General features: G+C 37.0%; 21 protein-coding genes and 1 other RNA gene. 11 read left to right on the plus strand and 11 right to left on the minus strand.

The window, feature by feature from the left end:
- Positions 1–64: 64 nt before the first annotated feature.
- From dnaQ to nudC, 3 genes are all read left to right on the plus strand, one after another.
- Positions 65–1,468 (plus strand): DNA polymerase III subunit epsilon, encoded by a 1,404-nt coding sequence (dnaQ, locus tag B9T27_RS10600; protein WP_086206790.1) that lies wholly within the window; start codon positions 65–67, stop codon positions 1,466–1,468.
- A gap of 124 nt (positions 1,469–1,592) precedes the next feature.
- Complete coding sequence (locus B9T27_RS10605) at positions 1,593–3,236, plus strand: chemotaxis protein (protein ID WP_086206791.1); 1,644 nt, start codon at positions 1,593–1,595, stop codon at positions 3,234–3,236.
- Entirely contained in the window at positions 3,236–3,991 is a 756-nt protein-coding gene (nudC, locus tag B9T27_RS10610) for an NAD(+) diphosphatase (RefSeq protein ID WP_086206792.1), read from the plus strand. Before B9T27_RS10605 ends, nudC begins: the two co-directional genes overlap by 1 nt.
- Positions 3,992–4,022: 31 nt before the next feature.
- Here nudC and B9T27_RS10615 read toward each other — a convergent pair whose 3' ends face one another.
- From B9T27_RS10615 to B9T27_RS10630, 4 genes are all read right to left on the minus strand, one after another.
- Positions 4,023–4,913, minus strand: a complete 891-nt coding sequence (locus B9T27_RS10615) for an alpha/beta hydrolase (RefSeq protein ID WP_086206793.1) — start codon at positions 4,911–4,913, stop codon at positions 4,023–4,025.
- Positions 4,903–5,574 carry a BON domain-containing protein gene (locus B9T27_RS10620; RefSeq protein WP_416224402.1) on the minus strand — a complete coding sequence of 224 codons (672 nt, stop codon included), beginning with the start codon at positions 5,572–5,574 and terminating at the stop codon, positions 4,903–4,905. The genes B9T27_RS10615 and B9T27_RS10620 overlap by 11 nt, the downstream gene beginning before the upstream one ends.
- Before the next feature lie 89 nt (positions 5,575–5,663).
- Positions 5,664–6,101: a YraN family protein gene (locus tag B9T27_RS10625; protein ID WP_086206795.1), complete on the minus strand. Its 438-nt coding sequence runs from the start codon at positions 6,099–6,101 to the stop codon at positions 5,664–5,666.
- On the minus strand, positions 6,102–7,052 hold the full coding sequence (locus B9T27_RS10630) for a penicillin-binding protein activator (RefSeq protein WP_086206796.1): 951 nt from the start codon (positions 7,050–7,052) through the stop codon (positions 6,102–6,104).
- A gap of 12 nt (positions 7,053–7,064) precedes the next feature.
- Between B9T27_RS10630 and rsmI the strand changes: the two genes are divergently transcribed.
- Positions 7,065–7,907 (plus strand): 16S rRNA (cytidine(1402)-2'-O)-methyltransferase, encoded by an 843-nt coding sequence (rsmI, locus tag B9T27_RS10635; RefSeq protein WP_086206797.1) that lies wholly within the window; start codon positions 7,065–7,067, stop codon positions 7,905–7,907.
- A 159-nt stretch (positions 7,908–8,066) separates the two neighbouring features.
- Here the strand turns inward: rsmI and B9T27_RS10640 are convergent, their stop codons facing one another.
- The 4 genes from B9T27_RS10640 to ubiH all read right to left on the minus strand — a co-directional run bounded on the left by B9T27_RS10640 (position 8,067) and on the right by ubiH (position 11,640).
- The gene (locus B9T27_RS10640) at positions 8,067–8,690 is read right to left on the minus strand and encodes a glutathione S-transferase (protein ID WP_086206798.1); all 624 of its coding nucleotides are present in this window, start codon (positions 8,688–8,690) and stop codon (positions 8,067–8,069) included.
- Between the two features lie 60 nt (positions 8,691–8,750).
- Positions 8,751–9,002, minus strand: coding sequence for a hypothetical protein (locus B9T27_RS10645; protein ID WP_086206799.1), 252 nt, complete (start codon positions 9,000–9,002; stop codon positions 8,751–8,753).
- A gap of 176 nt (positions 9,003–9,178) precedes the next feature.
- Complete coding sequence (locus B9T27_RS10650; protein WP_086206800.1) at positions 9,179–10,432, minus strand: FAD-dependent monooxygenase; 1,254 nt, start codon at positions 10,430–10,432, stop codon at positions 9,179–9,181.
- Entirely contained in the window at positions 10,429–11,640 is a 1,212-nt protein-coding gene (gene ubiH, locus B9T27_RS10655; protein ID WP_086206801.1) for a 2-octaprenyl-6-methoxyphenyl hydroxylase, read from the minus strand. Before ubiH ends, B9T27_RS10650 begins: the two co-directional genes overlap by 4 nt.
- 399 nt (positions 11,641–12,039) lie before the next feature.
- On the opposite strand from ubiH, the gene B9T27_RS10660 reads away from it, so the two are divergent.
- Positions 12,040–12,648 (plus strand): hypothetical protein, encoded by a 609-nt coding sequence (locus B9T27_RS10660; protein ID WP_086206802.1) that lies wholly within the window; start codon positions 12,040–12,042, stop codon positions 12,646–12,648.
- Positions 12,649–12,743: 95 nt separating this feature from the next.
- On the opposite strand, the gene pepP is transcribed toward B9T27_RS10660, so the two are convergent.
- Positions 12,744–14,060, minus strand: a complete 1,317-nt coding sequence (pepP, locus tag B9T27_RS10665) for a Xaa-Pro aminopeptidase (RefSeq protein ID WP_086206803.1) — start codon at positions 14,058–14,060, stop codon at positions 12,744–12,746.
- Between the two features lie 121 nt (positions 14,061–14,181).
- Positions 14,182–14,814, minus strand: a complete 633-nt coding sequence (locus B9T27_RS10670; protein WP_086206804.1) for a UPF0149 family protein — start codon at positions 14,812–14,814, stop codon at positions 14,182–14,184.
- Between the two features lie 65 nt (positions 14,815–14,879).
- Between B9T27_RS10670 and B9T27_RS10675 the strand changes: the two genes are divergently transcribed.
- The 5 genes from B9T27_RS10675 to B9T27_RS10695 all read left to right on the plus strand — a co-directional run bounded on the left by B9T27_RS10675 (position 14,880) and on the right by B9T27_RS10695 (position 19,875).
- Positions 14,880–15,437: a hypothetical protein gene (locus tag B9T27_RS10675; protein ID WP_086206805.1), complete on the plus strand. Its 558-nt coding sequence runs from the start codon at positions 14,880–14,882 to the stop codon at positions 15,435–15,437.
- Complete coding sequence (locus B9T27_RS10680; protein ID WP_086206806.1) at positions 15,434–15,718, plus strand: cell division protein ZapA; 285 nt, start codon at positions 15,434–15,436, stop codon at positions 15,716–15,718. The genes B9T27_RS10675 and B9T27_RS10680 overlap by 4 nt, the downstream gene beginning before the upstream one ends.
- A gap of 100 nt (positions 15,719–15,818) precedes the next feature.
- A non-coding RNA gene (ssrS, locus tag B9T27_RS10685) (6S RNA) lies at positions 15,819–16,000 on the plus strand.
- An 856-nt stretch (positions 16,001–16,856) separates the two neighbouring features.
- Positions 16,857–18,389, plus strand: coding sequence for a histidine ammonia-lyase (gene hutH / locus B9T27_RS10690; RefSeq protein WP_086206807.1), 1,533 nt, complete (start codon positions 16,857–16,859; stop codon positions 18,387–18,389).
- Positions 18,390–18,462: 73 nt separating this feature from the next.
- Positions 18,463–19,875 carry an amino acid permease gene (locus tag B9T27_RS10695; protein WP_086206808.1) on the plus strand — a complete coding sequence of 471 codons (1,413 nt, stop codon included), beginning with the start codon at positions 18,463–18,465 and terminating at the stop codon, positions 19,873–19,875.
- Positions 19,876–20,211: 336 nt separating this feature from the next.
- Here B9T27_RS10695 and B9T27_RS10700 read toward each other — a convergent pair whose 3' ends face one another.
- The gene (locus B9T27_RS10700) at positions 20,212–20,565 is read right to left on the minus strand and encodes a winged helix-turn-helix transcriptional regulator (RefSeq protein ID WP_086206809.1); all 354 of its coding nucleotides are present in this window, start codon (positions 20,563–20,565) and stop codon (positions 20,212–20,214) included.
- Between the two features lie 116 nt (positions 20,566–20,681).
- Here B9T27_RS10700 and B9T27_RS10705 point away from each other — a divergent pair, with 116 nt between their 5' ends.
- A complete protein-coding gene (locus tag B9T27_RS10705) occupies positions 20,682–21,698 on the plus strand; it encodes a zinc-dependent alcohol dehydrogenase family protein (protein WP_086206810.1) in 1,017 nt (338 codons plus the stop codon).
- Positions 21,699–21,926 lie beyond the last annotated feature (228 nt).

The raw sequence follows: 21,926 nt of genomic DNA on the forward strand, positions 1-21,926 counted from the left end.
TAAGTATACAATAAAATCTTCAAACAGTTTGTTCAACACTAAATTCAACGCATTGGTCCAAATTATGTCTCAAACAATCACTCTTTATGTTGATGGCGCTTGTAAAGGTAATCCCGGTCTAGGTGGATGGGGCGCTTATATCATCATGGAGAATAAAGACGAGCATAAAATATGTGGTGGTGAAGTTGAAACGACCAATAATCGTATGGAACTTACTGCTGCAATCGAAGGGATTGCATTTTGTCCTGTGGAAGCAAAACTGATCATTTGGACAGACTCCAACTATGTTAAACGCGGCATTACCGAGTGGATTGAAGGTTGGAAAAAGAAAAACTGGAAAGATGTCAAAAACCCTGACCTGTGGAAAAAGTTGGATTTAGTCTGTAAAAATCGGAGTATTGAGTGGAATTGGATTAAAGGACATTCCGGTCATTCAGGCAACGAAATGGCGGATCAACTGGCCAACCTAGGGGTCGAAAAGACTATTGAAAAGATGAAAAATGGGACTTTGGTCACCACAACCAACAATATGCCTAGCATAGATGAGCTAGATAAAAAAAAAGATGAGAAAGATTGGCTCTTAGATGATCCTTTTGGTTTTGATTTGGCTGAAGCTGACTTAGAAGATGAAACATTCATTGACAATGAAATTATAGAGACACAGGCATTTGAGCAAGTCATTGAAGTGACTATTTCAGTGCAAAATCCAACACCACAGGTTCAAAATACGCATCCACAAATTGTAATTACACCAGCAACACTAAACTTACAAGGTCCACGCCAGCTCATACTGGATACTGAAACTACTGGTTTTTACTACCAAGATAGTGATCGAATTATTGAAGTCGGTGCGGTTGAAATGATCAACCGTAAACTAACAGGTAGTTCAATTCATATTTACATTAATCCAGAAAAACCAGTCGGTGACTCTAAAAATGTGCATGGAATTAGCGATGACTTCCTCAAAGACAAACCCAAATATGACGAAATTGCACAGATCCTGTTTGACTACTTAAAAGGCGCAGAGATCATCGCACATAATGCGGCCTTCGATATGAACTTCTTAAATATGGAGTTTAAACGTAGTGGTCTACAAACCTTATCTGAAGTGTGTGAAGTTACCGATACTCTAGCTTTAGCCAAACGAAAACATCCTGGACAAAAAAACTCTCTGGATGCTCTCGTCCGACGCTATGAAGTACCACAACGTGATCGTACCTTCCATGGTGCGTTACTCGATGCGGAAATTTTATCTGACGTTTACTTAGCCATGACTGGTGGTCAGGTTCTGTTAGATATTGACACTTCAACTATATCTCAGGATCAATTCAACGAGCAAAAATATCATTCAAGCAGTAATGTCGTTCTTCCCGTGATTATGCCTTCACAAGACGAATTAACTGCACATGAGAACTGGGTCAAACAATTTCAAGAGAAACACAGCGAAGCCTGTCTTTTTGCCAAATAAAATCAAATTTAAATGTGTTTTTATATGTAAAGATTTTACAGTTACGTTATATTAAAACATAGAACATTTGGTCTCTTTTGAGACTACAACAAAACATTTATATACCTAGGAAAGGTGCAGATCAATGTCTTACCAAACCTCTATTCATTTTGATCCAACGGCTTTATTAATAATTAAAAAAGAAGTCGACAATTCCATACAGCAAGTTGAATCCGTCGTTAGCAGCTTAGTGGAAGATCAAACATTACCTTTTGGTATTGAGGATGCACTGGCTCAATTTGAGCAATGCGCACACGTACTCATGTTAATCGACATGCCATATTTAGCTCAAATTGCTGAATATTCTGCTCAACTAATGCGTAAGATCATGCAAGATCCACAGCAACTTCATATTCCAGATGTCATTGCATTAAGCGAAGGCACTACTATGCTTAAGCGCTATATTGAGTTTAGTTGTCTACGTGAAGTGAAAGTGCCACAATTTTTACACGATACGTTAAACCGCTTAGAGTTATCTTTAGACAAGCCTCTAACTCAAGATGGTCAAGCTATTGTTCCACTATTAGATTGTGTTTCACCAAGTTTCAACCTTCCACAAGCACCAGAATTAGAAAAATCGATTTATATTCATAAGCTATATAAAATTTGCTTAAATAAATTATTAAAGCAAGCAGAAACAGAATTTGATCTACAAGGCTTTAAACTGGTTGGAACATATCTTGCCAATTTATCGACCGGTACACCAAGCGCACAATATTGGAATCTTGTTTTTGTCGCATTGAATCATATAGATGCCTTGGTATTAAATGATGCGCGTCTAAGAACCCTTATTTCAATCGAAACTAATATTGCACAGCTCTTCAAAACACCGCATGAATTTCAGCCAACAGTAAATGATCTGGCCAATATTTTGAGCCTATGTATCAGCCAAGATAATGAAATTTCTCAACACATTCGCGAACAAATGAATGTCGGGGAAGATCTTCTTTCAGATACGCAATTACAAGTCTTTAGTCGTCACCTATATGGCCCAGATTACAATACAGTACATAGTGTCAGTCATTTGATTACTGAAGAAATGACACAAATTCGTAATGATATTGAGTACAACTATCAGAATATGTCGGAAGAAAAAACTCAAGAATTAAAAACCAAATTGATTGACTTAGCACACGTCTTCAAAGTGCTCAATCTAAATGAAGCTTATGTTGAATTAAAACAACAGGCTGACTTACTTTCTCAACAAAATATACTGCAAGATCAAAATTATGCACAGCAGTTGATGAATAGTATTTTATCAGCAATGAATTCAATTGGAATTCTTGAGCGTAACTACACTTCTAGCCGGTTACAACTGCGTGTCAACAATATGCACATCTCTCTCGATCGTTTAGATGAAGCACATCAGGCTTTATTGGCTGAATCTAAAACGTTGATTGACTTAAGTACACAAACACTCGTTCAGTTTATTCAAGAAAGTGAAACCACAAATTTAGAATTCATCCCGTCTCAATTGAGAGAAATCAGTGGTGCTCTGCTGTTCCTTGGGCAAAAAAATGGTCAACAAGCCCTATTACAGAGTGCTGATTATTTACAAAAAACACTGGAACAAGGGATTCAACCAAATCATGTACAAATCAATTTGCTTCTCGATGTCTTAGCAAGTGCAGATATGATGATTGAGAATTTGCAAAGTAAGCAACCAGTGCTACAAGCTATGTTTGATGTAGCTTTAGCCAGTAGCCAGAAATTAGCGGCAACTGCCTAATGTCAGAATTATCGCTTGCCTACATTTTTCAACATCAACAATTGTTAGTTGATGCAAACTATCAACTTCCCAAAGTTGAAAAATTAGTAAGTGACCTTAGTTTCTATGCGGGTGATCAAGTGATTGCCCGTGACTTAGGCTTACAAGAGGCTATTCCTGAAGGTTTTCAACTGATCCCAATACGTCACTTAATTACTCTGTGGCCTGCTGCACAATTCGTACAAGCAAGTCGCGCAGTACAATTATTAGAATGGCGTAGAAATCATAAATTTTGCTCACACTGTGGGCATGAAACTCTAGTCCATCCAACCGAATACGCCATGGTCTGCCCCGCCTGTAGCTATCATCAGTATCCGCGGGTACAGCCTTGCATTATCACAATTATTACTCGTGGTAAAGATGAAATTTTGTTGGCAAAAAATGCCAAAACACAGAGTAATATGTATGGATTAATCGCAGGTTTTGTTGAGGTTGGAGAAACGCTGGAAGAAGCTGTTCGCAGAGAAACACTGGAAGAAGTCGGGCTACATGTGAATAATATTCAATATTTAGCTAGCCAACCTTGGCCGTTTCCAAGCAACTTGATGCTCGCATTTAAAGCAGAATACCAATCAGGTGAAATTGTGTTGCAAGAAGATGAAATTAGTGATGCACAATTTTTTAAATTCAATCAGTTACCTGAAATACCTTTTGCTGGCAGCATCGCACATGCCATGATTGAACATATCATTCACCAGAAAGATATGCCTCAATAAGACTACTCCCGACTCATCAAAAGATGCCACTTCAGGCATCTTTTTTTAATGTTTCATCGAGTGACTTTACAATTTCTAATCGCGTTTGATAAAAACGGCTAAATAAACTTGAAACGCTGCCCATAATAGAAATATGACCTGTTTTCGGAATCACTTTAATTTCACAATGATTTCCTGCTTCTTTTAGTTTTTCTTGTAAATCGAGTGTATTACTATCCTTAACCACTTGGTCATTTGCAGCTACAAATAGATAATGTTGAATCTCATTTTTTTCTACAAAATAATAAGGCATTACATTTTGATAAGGTACAGTTTGATCAAAGGCTTCTTCAGCTAAAGGATCACCTTTATAATCAAAATGATAAGGCCCAGAAATACCAATAATAGCTTTAATATTTTTCTTTACAGCCACCGCATAACTTTGCGGATGATACAGCAAAGATGCGATATTAAATGCACCCGCTGAATGCCCCATTAATGCTATTTTTTGCGTTGAAATTCCCAATTTAGACTGTTGCGACTCTAAATAACTTAGGGCAATTGCTAAATCATCAATATAACTTGGAAATTTATGCTGTGGTGCAAGATGATAATTCATCACCGCCACATCATAACCAAAACGGGTAAATGCTTCTCCCACAAACTTATATGCACTTTTATCACCATGTGTCCAAGCACCACCATGCACAAATACAATCAGTGGTTTGGAGGTCGTATGTTCTGAAATATATAAATCTAATCTTTGACGTGCTTTTAAACCATAAGCAACATTTTTACGAATAGAATAACCTTTCCGAGGGGTTAATCTATTTAAAGTCACACTGCCTAAGTCATATAAACGAAAATCTCGATAGAAATTTTTAATCAATACATACTTTTTCTGCAATTGCTGCTGCACATCTAAAATTTTATTACTGAACATTACTACTCGGCTCTACTGCATCAGGATCAATTGCTACAGGTGTTTGTACATTTGCTTGAACAGCACCGACAACAGGTGCAGTAAACGATGAAGTCTGTGCTAAATTATTCGGCTGATCAATATTATCAATCAGTGTCACGATTTTAGTCACATTGCCTACTTTCTGTAAAACATCATTTAAATCTGTAACTTCAGGATTACTTAAGCGGCCCAATATATACAAAACACCATCTTCAGTATGAATCAGCACTTTATTATCTGAAACAACAGGTGCTTTCATAATTAAGCCACGCGTATTTGCCGTAGCTGTCGCATCTTGCATAATACTGCTATAGCTAATCTGATTCCCGACAGTAATATAATTATGTACGGCCTTAACATCACTCATTGAACGTACATTATCTTCAGCTAATTGCTTCAAATGTGCATCAGGAACTTGTCCAGTCAATAAAACATTACTATGAAAACTATTAATATTTATGCGAGATTGTTTAAAACGACTATCTAATTTATATAAATTAATTTTTGCAGTTCTTTCAATAGAAGAATCAATAAATACTTGTCCTAAAGATCGTACACCACTTTCAGTACCTACTGGTGTAGTACCGGTTCCACCTGAAATAAAACTTGCGCAACCCGATAGACTTGCAACACAAAGCATCGTTAAAACAATACGGTTAAACACTCCGCAAAACTCCTTATTGAATTCCATAGTTCTATAATTCTTAAACTGCTGCACTTAAATTATATTCACAGATTAATTAAGTCTGCATCTAAAGTAAATGCATTTTCAATCCATTGAGAATCATATGAGTATTTTGAAAAATCTTGCTGTATATTTTTTGCAAACACTTGATGAAAATCAAAACAAAAAACATCAAAACGATAATAAAAATCATGAAATTCGGGGTTTTTCTCGATAAAACACAGTGCTGTTTTAAATATTTTTAATTGTTTAGATGATGTAACTACTTCTATCGCTTGCCCTCTTTGAGTGGCTGAACGGGCTTTAACTTCGACAAAAATTAATTCCTGTCCTTTTATAGCAAGAATATCTATCTCCCCAAAACGACTGTGAAAATTTTGATGAATTATTATATAAGCCGCCTGTTTAAGCATCCGTACTGCTTCGAGTTCAGCCCATTGCCCAAGTGGCTTTACATGATTTTTTATTTGATTTAACGTCATTTATAAAAAGTCTAATCCTTTTGAGGTTTTTTCAAAACACTGTGGCGTTCGTTCCACACGCTGACTCAATATTTTAATCTGTCCAGTTCGACCACTAAAACTGAGATTTTTCACTTGAGGATACATCACAAATTGCTCAGCAATATGCCAAGCATCTCCTCCAAATGCCAGTAAACGCTGATAAGGCATGCTCGTTGGATTTTTTTTGTAAGCTTGAATCACGTCATCCCATTTTGCACTATACACCGCAGGCACATCACAAAATTTAATACCGAGAGGAAGTGGTTGACTGTCTTCAACTGCAAATGCGGCAGTATAGATATGCTGTTTAGGTAATTTTTTTAGACTATTTAGCCACTGATTATTGCCCAAAAGTAATAAGCCCTGATTTTTGCCAATTTTATTGGGCATAACATCAATTGGTTCAATTTGTGCTGCATATTTCTGATGTAGTGCATTCACAAAGCTTAAAGAATCTGTTTCAGTGCCTGATTGACGTAGAATATAGACTGTATCAATAGCATCTTTTTCTAATTTATTAATTAATGCTAATGAGTCATCTTCTTTAGATAAACTATATTGCCATACATTTTTATGTTGGATCGTAACTTCATTCAAAGCTAAAACAGGAATTTTAGGATTTTCATGAATCAAAGCTTCGACGTCACCGCGGGCCAGCGGCCCAATAATCATCGTAGTTTTTTTACCAACATTCTGCTTTAAAATACTTTTGATACTTTTTTGATCTGAATTTACAAATTTTAATGGGATCTTTGCACTTGAAGATTGATAAGCACTCATAATCCCTTGCTTAATGCTTAATCCAGCTCGCGCCATTGGGCCAGATTCAGGTAAAATAACCAATACCTCTGCTTGAACGTTCATCATTAGGCTCAAAAGCCCCAAACTGAGCCATTTCTTGTTACCACTTAACTTTATTTTTTTGATCATGGAGAATCCCCTATGAGTGCTCAATTATTTGTCGTAGCAACCCCAATTGGGCACTTAGATGATATGACTTTTCGTGCTATTGAAGTTTTAAAGTCTGTTTCTATTATTGCGGCAGAGGACACACGCCAATCTGCTCAGTTATTAAAACACCATAATATATCAACTCCACTGACAGCTTGTCATGATCACAATGAAAGTAACAAAATTGATATACTAATTGAAAAATTAAAAAATGGTGACAGCATTGCACTGGTCAGTGATGCAGGAACACCGCTAATTAGTGATCCTGGTTTTAAATTTGTCCGTGCTGCACAAGAAAATGGAATTCGGGTCATTCCGGTTCCCGGTGCATGCGCAGCCATTGCGGCATTAAGCGCTGTAGGTTTACCGAGTGACCGATTCAGCTTTGAAGGTTTTTTACCTTCTAAGCAATCACAACGTTTGCTTCAACTCGAAAAACTCAAGCACGAAACACAAACTTTAATCATCTACGAAGCACCCCATCGTATTTTAGACAGTGTCAAAGATATGGTCAGTGTTTTCGGTGCGGATCGTCCTGTTGGTTTTGCCCGTGAAATTACCAAAACATTTGAAACCATCAAAAAAATGACCTTGTCTGAATTAGTTGCTTTTATTGAAAGTGATCGTAACCAGCAAAAAGGTGAAATTGTTTTAGTAATTGGTGGCGCAGTTGAAGAAAAAGATTTAGATCAGGAAAAACTTGATAAAGTATTGCTGCGCTTACTTGAAGATTTATCTGTCAAAGCAGCATCACAAATGGCAGCAGATTTATTCAATATTAAAAAGAAAGTGGCTTATCAACGTGCTTTAGAACTGACTCAAAAAGACGCTTAAGATTCTCTAAATACACATTAATCAGTTTATTTTCACCAATAGACTGATTAATGAGCTTTTTGTATAAAGCCGCTTTATTTATCCTTCTTAAAGGAAAAAAACAAAGCGGCTTTGAATACTTATAGATGTCTCATTAAATTGATTCAAAGCCATGCCCTATTAATTCTGCCCATTATTCCCCCAACTCAGATATGCCTGACGTTGGCTGAGTAAATGATAGTAATGTTGTACATGTTCTAAATGAGGATGTTCAAAGGGTGTCAGCATCCAACGTTGAACAGATAAACCAATAGGAATATCTGCAAGTGTAAACTCCTGCCCTATTACGAAGGCTTGAGTCTTTGCCAATTGAGCATCCAAAATTTCCATGGTTTTCGTCCATGCTTGAATACTGTTTTCGACCAAAATCTGATCTTGATGTAAAGGTGAATGACGTACCAAATGCATCACGGCATAGGTCCAACTATTATTGAGTTCAATGCCTTGCCAATCAATCCATTGATCAATGAGCGCTCTCCTCTGTGGATGCTGTGAATATAATATGCTTCCATTATATTGATTCGCCAAATATCGAATAATGCTATTAGATTGCCAAAGCACAAAGTCCTGATCGATCAAAACAGGAATCGTCGCATTCGGATTCAAACTAATAAATTCAGGTAACTGAGGCGAGTGAAAACCTCTTCCCCAATCCTCACGCTCATAGTTCAGATTCAACTCATCACATAACCAAAGCACTTTTCTAACATTGAGCGAATCAGCACGTCCTAAAATTTTAAGCATTGATCATCCTATTTTCATCATCCAATAAAAAAGCATCACGATTGTGATGCTTTTTTATGATTAATCTTTAGCAGATTCATCGGGTGGAACTTCTTGAATTTTTCCACCACGCGCTAAAAAGGCAGCAACTTCATCTTCTAAAGCTTCACGCTGTCTTTTTTTAGCAGTGACCGTTAATGTTTCTGCTTCTGCTAAATCTGCATCTGATACAGTTGAATCACTTGTCGCTGCACCTTTTTCGGCGGCTTGCGCTTCATCATCATCTACCGCATTGTCTTCAGTATTATCATCATAATCATTTGTATCTGTCATCTTTAGCTCCCCATCAGTGACGTCAAGTTACCATCCCAACAATGGTGATGTTTTACCGAGAAATGTACCAAGCTCTGCTCATTTCTTCTAGAGGTTAACCCCACAAAAATGTGCTTTTTTTAATCAAAATGGTTAATTTATATAAATGAATGGCTAATTTATATCTCTTTCACACATTAAACAGCATAACGCGTGTCTTGCAATGCACTAAAACCCTTCGCCTGTGCCATAAAACGATCTTTTAAAAAAGCCTGTTGTTCCACTTGTTTTAAAGCAAAATTTCTAGCCCAAACCAATGGAAATATTTCAGCGGTTTCAATCCATCCGATTGCTGACATCGCATGCATCATTGCCTCATTTTGACCTTTTCGAGTATGTTCATAACGCTTTAATGTCTGTTCATGTGCCCAAACACCCCGTTTTTGATCATGCAGCAGCACATCACAGAGTACAGCGGCATCTAGACAACCAATGTTGACGCCTTGCCCAGCCAAAGGATGAATCACATGCGCAGCATCACCAATCAGGGCCAAGCCTTCTTTGACATAATGTTTGGCTGCACGTGCTTTTAACGGAAATTTAGCACGCGGCGTTGCCTCAATGACCTCACCAAGCATATGGTGACTTTCACGTGTTAATAATTGTGTAAAACCGTCATCATCTAGTGCTGCATATTCATCTGCATAATCATCTGGTAATGTCCAAACAATAGAAATCCAATGCTGATTTTGTTCAAGGTCCAAACTAGCCATTGGTAAAAAAGCTAAAGGTCCTGTCGGTAAGAAAATCTGACGAGCCACATATTGGTGTGGTTGGACCGTGCGAATTGCACAAGTTAAACCTGCTTGTTGATAGTCCAAAACATCTAAATCAATTAAAGCCTGCTCACGGACAAACGAATTTGCGCCATCTGCACCAATCAGCAATTTGGTTTTCAGTTGAGTCCCATCTGCAAGTTGTATTATCCAACACCCCACGCCACGTTCAACACGTACCACTTTTACTTGCGTACGGTAATCTTGCAATTGCTCCAGCATTTTATGTTGAATAGCCAAATTCAATACGCTGGGTTCAACCATTGAACCTAAACTTTGTTCAGCTGATGGAAAATTTTCTGATGCCTGCCCAAAATTAATTTCACCGTAGCCATTTTTATTCCAAACCTGCATGCCTGTATATGGCATCTGCCGAGCAATCTCATCCCACACATGCACCGTTTTCAACAAATGAATCGTAGCTTGACTCAAGGCTAAAACTCGTGGATTCGCCACAGCTAAAACCTGCTGTTCATCCAAAATAGGGGCAGCATCCAGTACTGTCGCCTGCACCCCACCTTGAGCTAGAAGTAACGCAGTCAATCCACCAACCAAACCACCACCGACAATCACCACATCCAAAAGATCTGTTTTAGCTTGATTAACTTGACTCATGCTTTTAGCCCCATTGCATAATTAGCGACCAATGGCTTAATCCCTGGAATCACATCAAAAGCCACTAATCCTGTATTTCGAATGAGTTTTAACAATGGATTTTGGTTGCTAAAACCACGAACCACGGCATCACAGAATTTAATAACGCGTTGCTGATCACTTAGACGTGCTTGTTCATAGGCTTTCAACATTTCAGGCTGACCAATATCATCCGACTTAGACAATTGTTGCTGTATAAAACGCACTAAGACATCAGCATCACGTAAACATAAATTAAAACCTTGGCCTGCAACAGGATGAATGGTATGTGCTGCATTTCCCATCAGGATGACACGACCTACGGCTTGTTTTTCTGCCAGTACTTGTGACAATGGAAAACTAAATCGTTTGCCTGTTTGAATGAATTTTCCGGCACGATCGCCATAAGTTTGTTGTAAGGCACCTAAGAAATGTTGATCATTTTCTTCACCTAACCATTCGTGCTCAGTACCTTTTTTCACTGGCCAAACTACTGAACGACGACACTCACCTGGAAGTGGTAACAACGCTAAAGGGCCCAGTGGGCTAAAACGTTCAAAACCAACCTGTTGATGAGGTTTAGAGGTTTGCACAGCTGTCACTATCGCAACTTGATCATAATCATGTACATCCACCCCTACACCTAGTGCTTGACGACAGAATGAATCTCGACCATCTGCCGCAATCACCAATTTGGATTTCAGTGGATGAATGAACTCTCCTTCACGTGTTGCTTCAATATAGACATTATCAGCATCTTGGTTCAGTGAGGTTACTTGTACTCCATCAATCAATTCAATTAAGGGTTCCTCACGAACCTGCGTCAATAACACCCGTCCTAACCATGCATTTTCAATTACTTGGCCAAAGCTTTCGACTTTTTCTTGTTCTGCCAATAAGCGCGCCTTACCAAAACCACCTTGCTCAGTAATATGTACTTCTAAAATAGGGGTCGCATGTTCTTGTAATGCATTCCAAAGGCCAAGCTTTTGATAAATTTGTACACTGCGACGCGATAAGGCTGTATTTCGTGCATCGAAACTCGAGTGATATGGCGCAAGATTCGCATCATCATAATTTGGATACTTAACGGCTTCTAAAAGTTTTACCCCAATATTTGCTTTCGCTAACATCAAAGCTAGACTTAAACCGACCATTCCACCGCCAACGATGATGACTTCTTGTTGCATGCTTTGATCCTTTCTAGATGCTATCCAGCTTACTGAATACTTATAATCTTGATTAATTTTATATTACATCAAGGTCAGTGATTTTTATATTGAAATAGTTAATTGTGTTTATTCTTGTTGTACTGATGCTTTGTACTAAAATATCTAAAGTCATTTATTTTTAAAATATTAAATCAAAAAATGAGAACCTCTTATTAGCGACATCCCATTAAATTTGTGGAACATAGCTAAAAATTCATACATGAAGCATGAAGCATGAAGCATGAAGCATGAAGCATGAAGCATGAAGCATGAAGCATGAAGCATGAAGCATGAAGCATGAAGCGTTTATAAAAAATACTTTCAAATAAGCAGTATTATATTTATTTTAGCTATTTTAATAAATATAGAGTTAATGATATGGCAGATAGTATGGTTAGTAATTTTGAATGCAAATGGAATAAATATTTTCCAAACAAAGCCCCTATTCCATATCTCTTTAAATATTATTTTCAAAATAATTGGTTGCGCGTACATAGCCTACCTAATTCAAAACGATATGCAAATCATGCTGTAGAAATTGATTTATTACTTAGACGACAAAATCAAGTTATTAGTGATTGCTTAACATCAGGAATACCTATTTTTATTGTTTCGGGTAATTATTTCATAGGTAACTCATCAACACCGAGCTATGATCAAGCTTCTATACTTCAATATGATTTTATTACTGGATCACGTATAAATTTACATAAACTTGATCCAAAATATTTTGATGATGGCGAAAGTAATGATTCATGTTTTATACCCATGTTTACTGAAACAGTATGGGAACCAAACTTACATAATGACTTATTAATTAAAATTGCTAATGATGAAACTCGTGCATTTTTAATTTCTTTTGAGAAAAAGATAATTATTGCACCGTATGATGGTGGTTTAGATCTTATTACTGAGGATTTGGACTTAAAAAATAAGATAAGACAGAAATATTGTGAAATGTTATCGAAACGACATGATCAGCTTTGAAATACATAATGATCGTTATGCGAAGTCTGAGACATAAAACCATTCCAAATGATTGAAAAGCCAATCGCTTAATCGGCTTTTCAATAACAAATTTATTATGACTGCGCCATCAACGCTTCAATATCAGCAACTGACTTAACAACATTCTGAGTTAATACCAATGGCCCATGGGCGGTTACCACAATATCATCTTCAATACGAATACCAATACCACGCCATTTAGCATCTACAGTTTCATCATCAGGTGCAATATATAAACCAGGTTCTACGGTCACCACCATGCCTTCTTCATAGACACGCCAATCGCCATCCACTTTATATGAACCAACGTCATGTACATCCATTCCCAACCAATGCCCTGTACCATGCATATAAAATTGCCGATACGCTTCAGTTTCAATGATTTCTTCAATGTTACCGCTCATCAAACCTAAGTCTAGTAAACCTTGTACCAAAATACGTACTGCTACATGGTGCGGTGCTTTATATGAGTTTCCAATCTGAATTGCATTAATCGCTGCAATTTGCGCATCCAAAATTATTTGATAAAGTGCTTTTTGCTCTGGGCTAAACTGACCATTAATCGGAAAAGTACGGGTAATATCCGAAGCATAATATTCATATTCACATGCAGCATCGATCAGGACTAAATCACCATCTTTGAGAACTTGATCATTTTCCACATAATGCAGAATACAGGCATTTTTACCACCACCAACAATGCTGTTATATGAGGGTACGCAACCATTTTGTCCGAAGATATAATTCAATTCGGCTTCAAGTGCATATTCCATCATATCTGGTCGTACTTTTTGCATCGCACGAGTATGTGCTTCAGCACTAATATTCGATGCAATTTGCATAAGTTCTATTTCTTTCGCGGATTTATGCAAACGCATTTCATCAACAATGATATCAAGCTGCTGAATTTGAGTTGGAATCGCGTGTCCTTGATTTTTTTCAAGAGCTTGTTTTAACCACATGGTGACTTTAGTATCAAAATCTGTGCGTTGCCCAACACGAAAATAGAGTTTTTCTTTATTCAATAACTTATTAATGATTTCTATATCAAGTTGCTCAATAGCATAAGCTTGATCTGCTGCATAATCCTGAATTGCGCCATCAGTTCCCGCTCTATAGCCATTCCAGATTTCCATCTCACGGTTTCGTTCACGGCAAAATAAACTATAGGTATATTCTACACCTGAATCCGCAGTTTCAATGACAGCCACTGCTTCTGGCTCTGCAAACCCAGTGAGATAGAAAAAACTACTATCCGCACGAAATTTATAGTCTGCATCTCGGTTACGCATTGCCACAGGACTAGTTGCAATCATTGCGATGCTATTGGGACCCATTTGTTTTGCTAGGCGGTCACGACGTTCCTGAAAATCTGCTTGCGTCAGTTTCATTGTCTATTCAGCTTATTTTCAAATATTTAATGATTTTGCGTCTAATCTAACCCACAAAATCATCTTGGATAATTGAGTTCATCGCATAGATGGATTTATTTAAATCTATGCGATGAGAAAATTAACTTGGTCGATGGGGTGTAAACATTTCAACCAGATTACTACCTTCTGATGTTTCAATATCTTGCTTCAATTTACTCTGAAAATTTTGCAATAAAGAGCTAGCTAAAACTGGAATTTTCTTACGTCCAACCGATAATGAAACAGGAATCAAACGAACAAATTCGTAAAGTTCCTGATAACTCTGTTCACCTTCTTCATCCTCATCAGTTTCCTCAAACTCGACTGATGCAACATCTTGCAAACCTTCAATTAGTTCTTGTTCATTGGCACGGATATGACCTGAAGTTAAACCAAAGCCTAAAACTACGCCCGCACACCAATCTGCGAGTGCTTGAACACGTTCTGAAAGAAAATGCTCATCATCTGGAAGCATTGGAAGATAATCCAATTCATCTTCAGACAAAGCATGGGCAACATCATTAGCTTCTTCTTCAAGTAAAGCTAAAGCCTCATCATCTAATTTCGGAATATTAAGTGTTGATAAAATTTGTAACCATTCATCACGAGTAGGCGCTTCGGTTACACAAACTATACCAGTTAAAAGACCATGTAACTCACTAGGACTTGAAATCTCTTCAATACCCTCAAAATTATGCTTCCAATCTGACCAACCTGAAATATCGTCTTGCATTCGTTTATCCAACCTCTATACTTCTGTATATATTACCTTTGATTGCAAATCTGTGCGACCACGTTATGTTAGAACAATTACAGCGTCTACAGACGCATATTGGCGCCTTAAAAACACGCCTTGAAACTGTTGAGAATGAAAACCGATCACTGTTAAAAGAAAAGGATAACAGTGAAGAGAAGTCTCATGCCCAAATTATGCATAAAAACAGCATCATTACACACAAGCAAGATGAAGTAGATAATCTTACAGAACAACTTTCTGGGCTACAATCTCAATTCCAACACTTGAATACAGATGCGACTGCTCTTGCAGAACGCTATGGACGTTTGGAAAAAAGTTGTACTGACTTGAAAACACGGTTCCAAGAAATTCTTGCCGAACGTAATGAATTAAGGATTGTTAAAGAAAAAGTGTTGAATGAACAACGGCATGCTCAGCAAGAGATTACTGATTTGCACGCTGAACGTGAACGCTTAATTCAAAAAAATGATCATGCAAAAGCGAAAGTTGAAGCGATTATTCAGCGTCTTGCTATTTTGGGTACGGAACAAGATCATCATGCGCAAGAAATTCAGCAACTTGCTCATCCGACTGAAAATAATGAGGAGGCATCATCATGACTGAAGTTGTGACTGTTGAATTACGTTTAATTGAACAAATTTTTCGCCTTTCTACGACTACTAATCAAAAAGCAGACTTAGAACGTGCTGGGCAACTTTTAAACGAAAAATTTCAGGAATTTCGTCGTAAAGCCCCTAACATGGAACATAACAAGCTCATGATTATGGTGGCTTTGGAATTAATGCAAGAAATTCTCACCATGAATAAATCGTTACAAGAGTATTCACATTGTGAGCGCTTACTCAGTACCATGCTTGAAGATGTTGAAAAAGCGGTATAAACCGCTTTTTCTTTGTGCAAACAAATGTGATTATGGTATTAAATTTATATAATTTAACCGATGACGATTTGCCTCTCACGATAGATTATGTATACTAATTACATCTCTGAGATGTTCGCCAGCGGGTCTAATTCCCCTGCCGATACTTAAACTTACGGATGTGTTCTGTATATTTTGAGTGTATGCCCACCCCGAGTGGGAAACCTATTAAGTGTACGTCACGTCCACCTTGAACTCATCGGGTTCAGGGTAACGACATTGCAGCGGCATCTTCGGAGTGTTTTATTTAAAATAAAAACAATAACTTATTAAAAATAGACTACTCCCTTAGATATTCAAAAATATCCCCCTGATAATTAGAGTCTAAAAACCACCTCATCGTATTACTGCTTCATGTACCTTGAATTTAAATAAAAAATAATTGGTAAAAAGGGTTACTCATACTCTGTCACTGAGAATCTTTATTAAATATAGTTAATAGATAAAGAGGTTAATCAAGTAGCAGTGAAAAACGTCAGCTCAGCATTTCTTCTTTTAAGATCCATCATTATAGACGTTACTTAGGCTCTAGTTTAGATGATTCTTAAATTATAAAAATCATGTTACTATTCACCTAAAATAACTCTGATCATATCAAGAGCTGCTTACTAATCCAGTAAACAACTATCATATTCGTTACTACATTTTTTTAGAATTTGCTGAATCAGCCCATAATCCCAACTTTATTTAAAATTAATTATCAATATATTCATTAGCTTAAGTTTTTTTTAACATTTTTATAAAAAATCTATTTTCAAAATCAGAAATATTTGTGTAAAGTTTGCTGTATATACAAGACTATACGTATCCACACAAACGTTAAAATTATTAGTCAATATAAAACATGACCAAAAGACAGGAGTCTGAAAGTGATCATCACAAATTTCAGTAATGAAAAAGTGAATACATTATCTGATACACAATTAAATGGACTCATGAATAGATAGGTAGTGTGACAAAGATGGTGTGCGATACCTTCATCTTAAAAGTGACAATTAATTGATACTCATAGATTAAAAATGATTGAACTCACCTGCTAATATTTTAAGGAAAATAAAATATTAGCAGGATATACGAAATGATAAAAAGGTAAACGAAAATGGAACTTCTTCTTCAACCAGGTAAACTTAATCTTGCTGATCTACGTCAGGCTTATTTAAATCCTATTCAAGTCAAACTTGATGAAAGTGCACTTCCTGCAATTCAAGCAAGTGTTGATTGTGTGAATAAAATCATTCATGAAGGTCGTACAGCTTATGGAATTAATACTGGATTTGGCTTATTAGCTTCTACTAAAATTGCACCTGAAGATTTAGAACAATTACAACGTTCTTTAGTTCTTTCACATGCAGCTGGTGTTGGTGAGCCGCTAAATGATAACATGGTTCGTCTAATCATGTTGCTGAAAGCAAATAGCTTAGCTCGTGGTTTTTCAGGTATTCGTTTAAGCGTAATTAATGCGCTATTGGCATTAATTAATGCTGAAGTTTATCCACATATTCCACTGAAAGGTTCAGTCGGTGCATCAGGTGACTTAGCACCACTCGCACATATGTCTTTGGTCTTATTAGGTGAAAGTAAAGCACGTTACAAAGGTGAATGGTTACCTGCTGTTGAAGCTTTAAAAATTGCGGGTTTAGAACCAATTTCTTTAGCTGCAAAAGAAGGTCTTGCACTATTAAATGGGACACAAGTCTCTACAGCATATGCTTTACGCGGTTTATTTGAAGCGGAAGATTTATTCTCAGCTGCTGTTGTTTGTGGTGGCTTAAGTGTTGAAGCTATGCTTGGCTCACGCTCACCATTTGATGCACGTGTACATGAAGTCCGTGGTCAACGTGGTCAAATTGATGTTGCTGCTGCTTATCGTGATTTACTCCTAGATCATAGTGAAATTGGTCAATCACATGAAGGTTGTGAAAAAGTACAAGATCCGTATTCTTTACGTTGTCAGCCACAAGTTATGGGTGCATGTTTAACGCAAATTCGTCAGGCTGCTGAAGTTCTTGAAATTGAGTCAAATGCTGTTTCAGATAACCCATTGGTTTTTGCGAAAGAAGGTGATGTAATTTCAGGTGGTAATTTCCATGCAGAGCCTGTCGCAATGGCTGCGGATAATCTAGCATTGGCAATTGCAGAAATTGGTTCATTATCTGAACGTCGTATTTCGATGATGATGGATCGCCATATGTCACAATTGCCACCATTTTTAGTAGAAAATGGCGGAATCAACTCAGGTTTTATGATTGCACAAGTCACAGCAGCAGCTTTGGCCAGTGACAATAAAGCATTGGCACATCCAGCAAGCGTAGACAGCTTACCTACCTCTGCCAATCAAGAAGATCACGTGTCTATGGCGCCAAATGCAGGTAAGCGTTTATGGCCAATGGCGGAAAATGTACGTGGTGTTTTAGCGATTGAATGGCTAGGTGCATGCCAAGGCTTAGATTTCCGTAAGGGATTAAAAAGCACAGTGAAATTGGAGCGCGCACGTCATATTTTACGTGATCAAGTACCTTATTACAGTGAAGATCGTTTCTTTGCACCAGATATTGAACAAGCCAGTGATTTATTGGCAAGTGGATGTTTAAATGAATTAGTTATTGCCAAATTATTACCTAGTCTTGCATAAGTTGTGATTAAAAAAAGGTCACATGATGTGACCTTTTATCAAACAAAAATTTCCTCAAGGATTGGAGATTCACATGTCACAAGATTCTGCTTTAAAAAGAGGCTTGAACACCCGCCACATACGCTTTTTAGCTTTAGGCTCAGCGATTGGAACAGGTCTGTTTTATGGTTCTGCAACTGCCATTCAAATGGCAGGACCTTCTGTATTAATTGCTTATATTGTTGCTGGGATTGCAATTTATATTGTCATGCGCGCACTGGGTGAAATGTCTGTACATAATCCAGTTTCAGGTTCTTTTAGTCATTATGCATCCAAATATATTGGCCCATTTGCGGGTTTCACCACAGGTTGGACCTATGTATTTGAAATGATCATAGTAGCATTGGCAGATGTCACTGCATTTGGGATTTACATGGGATTTTGGTATCCCGATGTACCGCGCTGGATTTGGATTTTATCGTTAATTTTATTTTTGGGTGCAATCAATTTAATTCACGTAAAAGTCTTTGGTGAATTAGAATTTTGGCTCTCCATTATTAAAGTAACCGCCATTATTGCCATGATTGTAGGTGGTTTTGGACTCATGTTTTATGGCTTCCATAACGATCAAAGTGCGATCGTATCGGGTGTTCAAAATTTATGGTTGTATGATGGTTTCATGCCTCATGGGATTGGCGGTTTAGTCGCCTGCTTATCTGTGGTAGTTTTTGCCTTTGGTGGGATTGAAATTATTGGTATTACTGCCGGTGAATCTGAAGATCCAAAGAAATCGATTCCTAAAGCTATTAATGCTGTTCCAGTTCGTATTTTATTATTCTATGTCTTGACTATTTTTGTACTCATGTCAATTTTCCCTTGGAATCAAATTGGTACACAAGGCAGTCCATTTGTACAAATTTTTGAAAGCTTAGGTATTAAATCTGCTGCAACAATCTTAAATATTGTAGTCATTTCTGCAGCAATTTCAGCAATTAATAGTGATGTTTTTGGTGCAGGTCGTATGTTATATGGCATGGCTCAAAGTGGCCAAGCACCGACTATATTTACCAAAGTGTCTAAAAATGGTGTGCCTTGGATGACTGTAGTTGTTATGGCAGGGGTGTTATTGATTGGGGTTGTGCTGAATTACTTTATTCCTAAAGATATATTCTTAATTATTGCCTCAATTGCCACGTTTGCCACAGTCTGGGTTTGGTTGATGATTCTTGTTTCGCAAATTGCAATGCGTCGTAAACTCTCAACGGAAGAAATTAAAGCTTTAGATTTTCCTGTGATTGGTTGGCCATATGCTCCAGCATTTGCCATTATATTCATGTTGTTTATTTTAGCGATGATGGCTTATTTTCCAGATTCTAGACCTGCAATTTACGTTGGATTCGGTTGGCTGGCTATTTTATGGGTTGCTTATATTGTTAAAGTTAAACCTAAATTGAAAGCTTTTGAAAGTGAATTAACGCCACAACAAAACTTAGAAATAAAAGGCTAAGAAGCAATCAGCCCAATTTTAAAAAATTGGGCTGATCAAATATTTTTATATCAGGTCGATGATAGTACATATAACAACAATCTGTACTTGAAATATATGTTATTCAGTCATGCTTTTTAGACTTCAACTGATTCTGTAATCCCCTACCTCTTGTTTCCACCCGTTTTCACTCAAATCTTAAATTAATTTTTTATTGAATTAATAATCAACATTATTTTCACAAAAATTGAGTGTGATTTCACAACTAAGTTGTTTACTAGAATCATTAATGATACGTGCTTAACTCTATCGCATAATACCTATTTAAAAAAATCATACATAATTAAAAAGATAAGCCTAATTTGCCTTTTCCATATTTTGTTCAATAATATCTAAAATATCTTCATTTTTATCCGCCCATTCATAAAGCATAAATAGTGGTTCAACGACTTTTTTTCCAATCTCAGTCAAAGAATAACTCACATGAGGTGGAATGACTTCATACACTTTTCGATCAATCAGACCATAGCGCTCCAACTCTTTTAAACTTTGTATTAGCATTTTTTTTGATATACCGGGCATACAGCGTTGTAGCTCTCCAGTTCGTAATGAGTTATGGGAAAGCACATACAAAATCATCGAATTCCACTTATGCTCTAAAATTTTATGAATTCTGCGCCTAGGACAATTTTCCAAAAGAATCAATGACATCTATTAACAACCTCACTCACGGTAACTTTTTTACCACCACGGTACAAAAAGGTAACTAGTTGCCAACACTAACATTTTGATAAAAAATAAGCCATATTCTTACGAGTTGAATACAAATGAATACAGGTAAAATGAAAGCCTTAATTCTAAAAAGCTACGAAACCGGAACACTGCATTTAGAAAATATAAATATTCCTAAGCTTGTTAACGGTCATGTTTTAGTAAAAATTGCGGTCAGTGGTACAAATCCAATTGATAATAAAATTCGGACAGGGCAAGCCCCATATGCGATGCCCGAGCTTCCAGCGATTATTGGAACAGACATGGCAGGAACCATCATTGCTGTTGCAGATGACGTTGATCATTTTGCTGTGGGTAATGAGGTTTATGGTTTGGTTGGAGGTGTCCGAGGTTTACCAGGAACACTAGCAGAATATGTGTTAGCTGATGTTCGTCTAATTGCTCTAAAACCTAAAAACTTGACCATGCGAGAAGCTGCGGCCATTCCTTTAACATTTTTAACAGCTTGGGAAGGTTTAATTGATAAAGCGAACATACAACCAGAACAAACGGTTTTAGTGCAAGGTGGTGCTGGTGGTGTTGGACATATGGCAGTACAAATTGCTGTAGCACATGGTGCAAAAGTTTATGCAATCGCATCGCAGGCAAAAAAAGAAATTATTGAAAGTTATGGCGCAATATTTTCTGACTATAACCAACAAACCATTCATGAATGTGTAACTGAATTTACTGCGGGGAAAGGATTTGATGTTATTTACAACACCAACGGTGGCAAACAATTAGAACAAGTCCTTGAAGCTACTGTTCCTTATGGTCATATTATCAGTAGTAATGCATTCTCAGAGATTAACTTAGCGCCAAGTTCACTACGTAATGTAACTATTTCAGGCGTATTTATCTTATGGCCAATGCTTGAAAATAACAGAAGACAACATCATGGTGATATTTTAAAAATTGCTACGCAACTTGCGGAGGAAAACAAGCTTAAACCACTCGTTGATCCTAGAGAGTTTGATATCACGCAAACAGTGGAAGCTCATCATTATTTGGCTGAAGGCAAAGCTTTAGGTAAAATTGTAATTAACATCCCGCATGATGCAAATGTTAAATAATTAAATATTTCCAGCTAAATGATAAAGCCCAATCCAATATTGAGCTTTATCTCGAGCTGCAATCCATTCGATAAACTATATTTCCAAGTTGTATTTTTATATGAAAAATGCCTTTTATCTGAACCATTAACGCTAAGATCACCTTAAAAAATAAATCTCAATAGCGAGTAAAGGCAATAACGGCCTTTCAAAATATCAATAATTTAAATAGTTTAATCCTAAAAATAT

Origin of the sequence: Acinetobacter sp. ANC 4648 (genome assembly GCF_002135345.1) — a bacterium.
GTDB lineage: Bacteria > Pseudomonadota > Gammaproteobacteria > Pseudomonadales > Moraxellaceae > Acinetobacter.